This window comes from Streptomyces sp. SID11385 (assembly GCF_010548245.1).
Classification (GTDB): Bacteria; Actinomycetota; Actinomycetes; order Streptomycetales; family Streptomycetaceae; genus Streptomyces.
Window position 1 is genome coordinate 1 of the sequence record NZ_JAAGLR010000797.1, and the last position, 1,329, is coordinate 1,329.

Annotated in this window: 2 protein-coding genes; both read right to left on the bottom strand. The window is 75.5% G+C overall.

Translation table 11 applies throughout. From position 1 onward, the window contains the following. Positions 1–434 (bottom strand): helix-turn-helix transcriptional regulator (locus tag G3I42_RS24545; RefSeq protein ID WP_239096648.1); only part of this gene is annotated, 434 nt, incomplete at its 3' end. Positions 435–766: 332 nt separating this feature from the next. Further along, on the bottom strand, positions 767–1,329 hold a 563-nt coding region (locus tag G3I42_RS24550), incomplete at its 5' end, for a DUF3017 domain-containing protein (protein WP_164289372.1).

Consider the following 1,329-nt stretch of genomic DNA (forward strand, 5'->3'; position numbering starts at 1 on the left):
AACGGCTCCCCCCGCACGCCCCGCTCCTGGTCCTCGCGGACCGGTCCGGTGGCCCGCTCCGGGTACGTGGCCGTCGCCGCGCGGGCCGGGGCGGGCCGCTCGTCCAGCGCCGCGCGCGCCTGCGAGACGCGGACGGCCTCCATCGTCAGGTCGTGCCGCGACTCGGCGCGGCTCCAGGCCCGTTCGGCCAGCTCCCACATCGTGGTCAGGTGGTGCGGCTGGGCGCCCGTCACCTCGGCGAGCGCGATGACCGCGCCCTTCGGCGCGAGCAGGCGGCCGCCCAGATAACGCTCCCAGGACGTCTTGCTGTAGCCCGTACGGTCCGCGAGCGCCGCGACGCTGAGCCCGGAGCGGTCCACGAGCCGGCGCAACTGCCCCGTGAACTCCCGTATCTGCGGATCGAGCCCCTCGGGCAGCGCCTTCCAACGCGGCATCGTTCCCCCCTCGTCCCCCTGTGCCTGCTCTCCCCCGGCCCGCGAGCCGGCCCCGTCCGCCCGGACCGGCCCCGCCGGGCCCCGTCCTGGCCTACCCATCAGAACGCCCCCGCCAAGAGCGACAGTTCCACCGAAGGGGGGCGCACGGGAGCATTCGGAAGCGGAGGACGCACCGTCGCACGCCGGGCAACGGCACGTCCAGTCAATCAGGTACGAACAGGGCGCGAAGGGGGAAGGCGGCGGAATGCGCGGAAGGCGTCAGTGGACGCAACATTCCGGGCACCGTGCGCGCACAAGTGATCCCGGCCCGTCCCTCGCCGCACGGCGGCCCGTCAGTCGACGGTGAAGTGCAGGATCTCGTCGAGGAAGGGGATCACGAGCCAGGGGTTCGGCTGGACCATGAGCGCGAGGAAGAAGACGACCAGGCCGAGAATCCCGTACGTGAGCGTGTCCGTGAAGCGCGAGCGCACGGCGAGCATCCCCACCGCGCCCACCGTCCAGCGCAGCACCGCGCCGAGCAGCAGCGCGAGGCCCACGAGCAGCGTGCCGACGCGGAAGAAACCGAGCCCGGTGACGAGTAGCCCGAAGCCCGTGGTCGCGAGGACGCTGATGATCGGCCACTGCCGCGCGGGGGCGGGGGCGTCGGCCGGGGCGGCGCGCCCGCCGCCCTCGGGGCGTGCGGTGTCCCGCGTGATCCCGCTGACCTCGCGGGTCGCGCGCATCGGCTGCCCGTCGGGACCGGGCGCGCTGACCACCTCGGTCACCACGGGGGTCTCCTCGTCGCCCTGCGCCTCGCCCGCCGCGTCGGGGGCCTCGGGCGCGGTGACGGCGGTCGCCCCGTGCGCCTCGCGCTGCGGCTGCCGCCCGGCCTCGGGCCGCGCGGCCCCGCCCGCGG